5 protein-coding genes and 1 pseudogene are annotated in these 7,671 nt (G+C 70.5%); 3 read left to right on the top strand and 3 right to left on the bottom strand.

All coding sequences use genetic code 11. The features are described 5' to 3' along the window. Positions 1-431 (bottom strand): annotated as a pseudogene (locus ACWBNA_RS21455) (transketolase); the annotation flags it as partial. Between the two features lie 146 nt (positions 432-577). Here ACWBNA_RS21455 and ACWBNA_RS21450 point away from each other — a divergent pair. Further along, on the top strand, positions 578-1,483 hold the full coding sequence (locus tag ACWBNA_RS21450; RefSeq protein WP_482706047.1) for a helix-turn-helix domain-containing protein: 906 nt from the start codon (positions 578-580) through the stop codon (positions 1,481-1,483). Between the two features lie 81 nt (positions 1,484-1,564). On the opposite strand, the gene ACWBNA_RS21445 is transcribed toward ACWBNA_RS21450, so the two are convergent. Both ACWBNA_RS21445 and ACWBNA_RS21440 read right to left on the bottom strand, forming a co-directional pair. Then, complete coding sequence (locus ACWBNA_RS21445) at positions 1,565-2,983, bottom strand: glycoside hydrolase family 16 protein (RefSeq protein ID WP_482706045.1); 1,419 nt, start codon at positions 2,981-2,983, stop codon at positions 1,565-1,567. A 180-nt stretch (positions 2,984-3,163) separates the two neighbouring features. Next, a complete protein-coding gene (locus tag ACWBNA_RS21440) occupies positions 3,164-4,420 on the bottom strand; it encodes a L,D-transpeptidase (RefSeq protein WP_482706044.1) in 1,257 nt (418 codons plus the stop codon). A 309-nt stretch (positions 4,421-4,729) separates the two neighbouring features. Between ACWBNA_RS21440 and ACWBNA_RS21435 the strand changes: the two genes are divergently transcribed. Continuing rightward, positions 4,730-5,377 carry a TetR/AcrR family transcriptional regulator gene (locus ACWBNA_RS21435; protein WP_482706043.1) on the top strand — a complete coding sequence of 216 codons (648 nt, stop codon included), beginning with the start codon at positions 4,730-4,732 and terminating at the stop codon, positions 5,375-5,377. A 592-nt stretch (positions 5,378-5,969) separates the two neighbouring features. Then, positions 5,970-7,604, top strand: a complete 1,635-nt coding sequence (locus ACWBNA_RS21430) for an MFS transporter (protein WP_482706042.1) — start codon at positions 5,970-5,972, stop codon at positions 7,602-7,604. The last annotated feature ends 67 nt before the right edge of the window (positions 7,605-7,671 follow it).

Raw genomic sequence — 7,671 nt, 5'->3', positions numbered from 1 at the left:
TCGTAACGGGCGGCCATCGCCATGCCGACGGCGTTGGCGACACCCTGGCCCAGCGGACCGGTGGTGGTCTCGACGCCGGCGGTGTGGCCGTACTCGGGGTGACCGGGCGTTTTCGAACCGTGGGTACGGAAGGCCTTGAGGTCGTCGAGCTCCAGCTCGTACCCGGCCAGGAAGAGCTGGGTGTAGAGGGTGAGCGAGGTGTGTCCGGGGGACAGGACGAAGCGGTCGCGGCCGGTCCACTCCGGGTCCGCGGGATCGTGTCGCATCACCTTCTGAAAGATCGTGTACGCCGCCGGAGCCAGGCTCATCGCGGTGCCCGGGTGTCCGTTCCCGACCCGCTGCACGGCATCGGCCGCCAGGAGACGGGCCGTGTCGACGGCACGCCGGTCGAGTTCGGTCCATTCGAAGCTGTGCGGTGTCTGCGTGCTCATCTTCAAGAAGTCCTCGATCGGAGCGGGGTAGCTGGTCTGACGTGTTCAAACTTAAAAGTCTGACTTTTATGGGGGAAGGTGGCCATGTGCCAGCCTGTGGTGAAAGTGGGACACGGACGGCTCGACCGAGGCGGCACGAGAAGGACATGGCGGACAGAACCATCCAAGGCGGAGACGGCGACGGTGGCGTGGACGGGATCAGAACCTTCCCCTTCCCGGTCGAACTGAGCGTCGGCGGTGTCGGCATGCAGGTCGGGCCGATGGGCACCGGCCGCACCTGGCACGCGGACGCGCCACTGGAACGCGTGCACCGCATCGACTTCCACGTCGTCATGCTCTTCGGCGACGGCCCCGTACACCACATGATCGACTTCGCCGAGTACGAGGCGACGGCCGGCGACCTGCTGTGGATCCGCCCGGGGCAGGTCCACCGCTTCTCGCCGAGCAGCGAGTACCGCGGAACCGTCCTGACCATGCAGCCCGGCTTCCTGCCCCGCGCCACCGTCGAGGCCACCGGCCTGTACCGCTACGACCTGCCGCCCCTGCTGCACCCCGACGAACCCCAGCTCGCCGCCCTGCGGGCCGCCCTCGCCCAACTGCAACGCGAGTACGAGGACACCGGCACCCTCCCGGCCGGCCTGCACACCTCGGTGCTGCGCCACTCGCTGACCGCCTTCCTGCTCCGTCTGGCCCACCTCGCGGCCAGCTCCGAGGAGGCGGCCCGGCGGCAGGCCGACACGACCTTCACCCTCTTCAGGAACGCCGTCGAGCAGGGCTTCGCCACCAACCACAGCGTCAGCGCCTACGCCGACGCCCTCGGCTACTCCCGCCGCACCCTGGTGCGCGCGGTCCGCGCCGCCACCGGCGAGACCCCCAAGGGCTTCATCGACAAACGCGTGATCCTGGAGGCCAAACGGCTGCTGGCCCACACGGAGCTGCCGATCGGCCGCGTCGGGGCGGCGGTCGGTTTCCCGGACGCGGCGAACTTCTCGAAGTTCTTCCAGCAGCACACGGACATGACGCCGGCGGCCTTCCGGGCGGAGCTGCGCTGACACCGCGACATCGCGACATCGCGACACCGCGACGGGGCTCCACGCGCGCGTGGAGCCCCGTCCGGGGAAGCGGGCCGCGGGTCAGCGACCGAAGGTGAACCAGTTCACGTTCACGAAGTCCGCCGGCTGGCCGCTCGTGAACGTCAGGTAGACGTCGTGGGTGCCGGTGACCGCGCTCATGTTCGCGGGGACCGTCCGCCACGACTGCCAGCCGCCCGTGTTGGCCAGCGAGAAGCTGCCGACGGGTGCGCTGGTACGGCTGTCCAGGCGGACCTCGACGAGACCGCTGACACCGCCCGCCGCGCCGCTCGCCACGCGGGCCACGAACTGGGTGGCCGCCGTGGAGCCGAAGTTGACGCCCCGGTAGAGCGCCCAGTCGCCGCCTGCGAGGGAGCCGATGTTCTGGCCGCCGCCGGTGTCGGAGGTGGTCTCGGTGCCGGCGCCGGACTGGCCGTCGTAGGACTCGGCCTGGATGGCGCTGTAGGCGTCACGGTTGCCGGTCGGCGGGGGCGTGGTGGAACCGCCCCCGGCGGCCGACAGCACCTGGACGTAGTCGACGACCATGGGGACGCCGGAGCGGGTGTCGCCGTCCAGGCCGCCGCCGAACGCGTCGGGGAAGGCGCCGCCCATCGCCACGTTCAGGATGATGAAGAAGCCGTGGTTGGTGGCGTTGGTCCAGGTCGTCGCGTCGACCTGGTTCGCGGTGACGGTGTGGAAGTTGACGCCGTCGACGAGGAAGCGGATGGCTTCCGGGCTCGCCGAGCGGTCCCACTCCATGGTGTAGGTGTGGAAGCCGGACTGGCAGGTGCTGCCGGGACACGCGGTCGAGTTGCCTATGCCGGTCGTCTCGTTGCACGGGCCGCCCGGATTGGTGCCGCAGTGCATCGTGGCCCACACGGTGTTGCGGCCCTGGACGTTCTCCATGATGTCCAGCTCGCCGACGCTCGGCCAGTTCTGGTAGTTGCCCCGGTACGGGGCGCCCAGCATCCAGAACGCGGGCCAGTAGCCCTCCGCGGCGGTGCCGGTGACGTTCGGCATCTGGATACGGGCCTCGACACGGAGTTTGCCGCCCGACGGGGGCTGGAAGTCGGTGCGGTTGGTCTCGATGCGGCCCGAGGTCCAGCTGCCGGCCGCACTGCGCAGCGGGGTGATGCGCAGATTGCCGTTGCCGTCGAGTGAGACGTTGTTCGTGCTGTTCGTCATCGTCTCGACCTCGCCGGTGCCCCAGTTGGCGGGGCCGCCCGGATACGAGGTGCCGGTGGCGTACTGCCAGTTGGAGGTGTTGACGCCGGTGCCCGCGGCGCCGGTGAAGTCGTCGAGGAAGACCTGCGACCAGCCCGCCGGGGGCGTGGGCGCGGAGGCGTTCGCGGAGGGGGAGGCGACCGTGGCGGCGGCCGCCGCGAGCCCCAGGGTGCTGATGACGGCGACGAGCGCCCGGCGCAGGGGGCGCCGTCTGCGGGACAGGCCGGCGGGGTCGGGTATGCCGGAGGGTTCACTCATGGTGGGGGGCCTCTCGGGTACGGAAGGGGATGCGCGGGTGCCTTGGAGACACCTTGAGAGCCCTCTGAGAGCGCTCTCAAAGTGCGCCCAATGTGCTCCCGGCCGCTCCGGCCGTCAAGAGGTGTAACAGTGAAACTCCTTTTGCCCCAGGTGAGTTAACCCGCTGAAGTCGCCCATGTGCTAAAGCGCGCTGCCCGCCTTCCAGTCCTGCCACGACAGGTTCCAGCCGTTGAGCCCGTTGGCCGGATCGACGGTCTCCTCGCCGGAGTTCGTCACGATGACGACGTCGCCGAGCATCGAGCTCTCGTAGAACTTGTAGCCGTCCACGGAGCTGTCGTTCGCGCCCTTCGCGTCGTGCAGGCCGACGCAGCCATGGCTGGTGTTCTCGCTGCCGAACACCGCGGTGGACGCCCAGTAGTTGCCGTGGACGAAGGTGCCGGACGTGGTCAGACGCTGGGCGTGCGGGACGTCGGCGATGTCGTACTCGTCGCCGAGTCCGACGGTCGAGGACTCCATCCGGGTCTGCTTGAACCGTTCGCTGATCACCATGATCCCGGACCAGGTGGTGTGGTCGGCGTCGCCGCCGCTGACCGGGTAGGTGGCGAGGGTCGCGCCGTCACGGCGGACCGTCATCCGCTTGGTGGCGAGGTCGACCGTGCTGATCTGCTCGCGGCCGATGTGGAAGGTGATGTCCTTCGACTGTATACCGTAGACATCATCCGTTCCCTCGACGTCCTTCAACCTCAGACCGAGCGTGATGGTGGTCCCGGCCGCCCAGTACGTCTCGGGCCGGAAGTCGAGCCGGGTGTCGCCGAACCAGTGGCCGACGACCACGACGGCCGGCTCGGCGGTCACCGTGATCGCCTTCTCGACAGCCGCCTTGTCCGTCACCGCGTGCGTGAAGTTGACCGACACGGGCATGCCGACACCGGACGTGGAGTTCGCCTCGGGCGTGAAGTAGCCGACGAAGGTCTCGCCGGGCGACCTGGTGGTGAAGGTCGCGGTCTTCCCGGCGCCGTCGTCGGTCTTGGCGGCGACCGTGTACCTGGTCCCCGAGTACGGGTTCCGGGTGGAAGTCCACCTCGTCCGCGTGTCGTCGAAGGAGCCGGTCAGCGTGGAACCGTCGTTGCCGGTGACCTTCACGGAGGCGAGAGCACCGTCGGTGACGGTGACCTCGACGGGGCTGGTGAAAGCGGCCTTCTTGGTGCCGTCGGCGGGAGTGACGGCGATGACCGTCTTCTTCCCGGCGACCTGCGCGGAAGTCGTGGACGTCGTGTTCGCCATGGGCGTCTTCCCGTCCGAGGCGTCCGCCGCGCCGCCACCGCACCCGGTCAGAACGGCTGCGGCGGGTACCGCGCCGAACACCCCGAGCAGCCCGCGCCGGGACCACCCCTTCGACTGCCGCTCGGACCGGTTCGATATGTGCGGGACGCCCACGACACGCCTTCCTGAGATATCCGTCTTTGCGTGTGCATCGTGCGCCCCGTACCTGGGTTGATCCTTTGAAAGCCCGGGCCGCCGTCTGAGATTTGGGTGAGGAGACGCCGAGCGGGCCCCCGGAACCACGCCGGGGCCGGGCACCGGCTGCCAGGCAGGGGCCTGCGTGCCAGAATGGCTGCGCCCTTTGCCCCCGCGTCACCGACCCACGCTCGTCGCTGCCGTACTTGTCACCCCCGTACCTGCCGCTCCCGTACCTGCCGCTTCTGTACCTGTCGCGCCCGTACTGATCAGACCGAGGTTGTCGCTGTGACCAAGTCCGTCGCCCGTGAGCCGCTGCGACGCAACGCGCGGTCCAACCGGGCGCGGATCCTGGCCACGGCCCGCCAGGAACTCGGGCGGAACCCGGACATCACCCTGGAGGAGCTGGCGCGGGCCTCCGGTGTCGTACGGCGCACCCTCTTCGGGCACTTCCCCGGCCGTGCCGCGCTGCTGGAGGCCCTCGCCGAGGAGGCCTGCGAGACCCTTCGGGCGGCGGTCGAGGGCGGTGCGAGGCCCGCTGACCCGGCCGAGCGGGCACTCGCGTACTTCGTGTTCGCGATGTGGCCCGTGGGCGACCGCTACCGGATGCTCCTGGCCCTCGCCCGGCACGATCTGGGCGCGGAGCGCGTCGCGGAGATCCTGGCACCGGCCCGCGCGGAGGTCACCGCCATCCTCGACCGGGGCCGGCGGGACGGCGTCTTCCACACCCACCTGCCGCCCGCCGTGCTGAGCGCCGCCCTGGAGGCGATGACCCTCGCCCTGCTGGAGGAGGTCAACACCGGGGCTCTGGAGGACGACGGCACCCGGGTCGCCGTCGCCACGCTCATCGCGGCCGGTGTGCCTCAGGAGCGGGCGCGTTCGGTGGTCGACGACGTCGTGTCGACGGGGGTTCCGCGGCCCGCCGCCGGTGCCTGACCGGTCGCCCGCGCCCGTAGCGTCGTCGGCCCGGTGAGGGTGACGACGACTGCCTCGGCGAGAGGTCCCGGCCGCTGAGGCCGCTGAGGCCGTAAGCCGCTGAGCCGGATGAACCGATCAGGCCGATGACGGTGAGACAACGGCCGCCGAGCGGCCGCGAGGTGAGGACGCGGCACGCCAGGGTACTCGCGGCCCTCGGGAGCGGCGTACGGGTGAGGGTGAGCGCGGGTCGTATCGCCTCCGTGCTCTTCGCGCCCTCCGGGACCTCCGCGATGTCGCGGTGGGGCCCCGCCCTCGGAGACCCGCCCCCCGGTGATCTCGACAAGGGCCGTCCGGCCCGCGAAATGGAGACAGACGGTGCGACGTGCCACTCCGGCCCCGGGGACCCCCGCGAGGCCGCTGTCTGAATTGCCGCCCGCTCCACACCGTGCCGCTTCCAGGACGTGGTCGAGGGAGCGGCGCGCCCCGTGGCTGTGCGACGGGCGGGAATCAGGGCTGAGGTCAGGGCTGGGGCCGAGATATTTGCACATCACTGAGCAGTAACTTAATCTGCACGTTGATGGGTAACTAACTCGTCCTCCAGGAGCTTTCCATGCCCTTGCCCGCCCACACACCTGTCGAGAAGATGGCCGGCCCCTACGAACGGCGCTGGTGGGCCCTGCTCGTCCTGTGTCTGAGCCTGCTGATCGTCGTGATGGCCAACACGTCCCTGATCGTGGCCGCGCCGGACATGACCAAGGCGCTGGGCCTGAGCAGCAGTGACCTGCAGTGGGTCATCGACGGCTACACCGTCCCGTACGCCGCGCTGATGCTCGTGCTGGGCTCGATAGGCGACAAGTACAGCCGCCGCGGCGCCCTCGTCACCGGCCTGCTGGTCTTCGGCTGGGGTTCGGTGATGGGCAGCCTGGTCGACGAGACCGGGCTCGTCATCACCGCCCGCGCGATCATGGGTGTCGGCGCCGCCATCGTCATGCCGGCCACGCTGTCGCTGCTGGTCGCGACCTTCCCGCGGGCAGAGCGGGCCAAGGCCATCACGGTCTGGACCGCCACCTCCGGCCTCGCCATCGCCGTCGGCCCCCTGGTCGCCGGCTGGCTGCTGGAGGACCACGCCTGGGGCTCCACCTTCCTGATCAACGTCCCCGTCGCGGTCGTCGCCGTCGTCGGGGCGCTCGCCCTCGTCCCGCCGTCCAAGGCCAAGGGCATGGGCCGGATCGACTACGTGGGCGGACTGCTCTCGATCGTTTCCGTCGGCTGCCTCGTCTACGCGACCATCGAGGGCCCGCACTTCGGCTGGGGCACCGGGCCCGTCACCGCGGCCGTGGTCGCGGGCGTCGGCTTCCTCGCCTTCGTGGCCTGGGAACTGCGGCACCCGCGCCCCATGCTGGACGTGCGCAAGTTCGCCCTGCGGCCCTTCAGCGGGTCGATGCTCGCGGTGCTGTTCTTCTTCTTCGGCACCTTCGGCGCGATCTACTACGCCACCCAGTTCCTGCAGTTCGTCCTCGGCTACGACGCGCTGCAGACCGGCGTACGACTGCTGCCGCTGGCCGGTGCCGTCTTCGCCGGCGCCGCGGCGACCGGGCGGCTGGCCCCGAAGCTGGGCGTGAAGGCGCTGGTCACGGCCGGCATGGCGATCGGCACCGTGGGCGTCTTCCTGCTCGTCCAGGTCGACAAGGCCTCCACCTACGGTGACTTCCTGCCCACCTTGCTGCTGCTCGGCTTCGCCATCGGCCTGAGCGTGTCCCCGGCGACGGACACCATCATGGGCTCCTTCCCCGAGGCCGAGCTGGGCGTCGGCGGCGGCGCCAACGACACCGCGCTCGAACTCGGCGGCTCCCTCGGCATCGCGATCCTCGGCTCGCTGCTGGGCACCGCCTACCGCGACGAGCTGACCGACCTGGCCGGCGGCCGGCTCCCGGCCACCGCGATGGACACGGCCAAGGACTCGGTGGGCGGCGGTCTCGCGGTCGCCGAGCAGTTGGCGCAGAGCCCCTCCGCAGGCCCTCGGCAGGCGCAGGCCCTGATCGACGCCGTCCACGAGTCCTTCGCCCACGCCGTCGCCCGGACCAGCCTCGTCGGCGGGATCATCATGGCTGTCGGCACGGTGATCGTCCTCGCCGTCCTGCCCGGCCTCCGGGCCGCCGGAAAGCCCCGGTCACAGGAGACGGCGGCACCGGAGACGACGGCAGCGCAGGCGGCCCGCGACGAGGAACACGCCCACTCCCGCTGACGATTGACCTGCCCGGTCACGCTGGCGTTCATCGAGTGAAGGTCCGCCGGCAGGGCCCGGCCGGCGC

This window comes from Streptomyces sp. Q2 (assembly GCF_056820935.1).
This window is presented reverse-complemented; position numbering and strand designations above follow the sequence as displayed.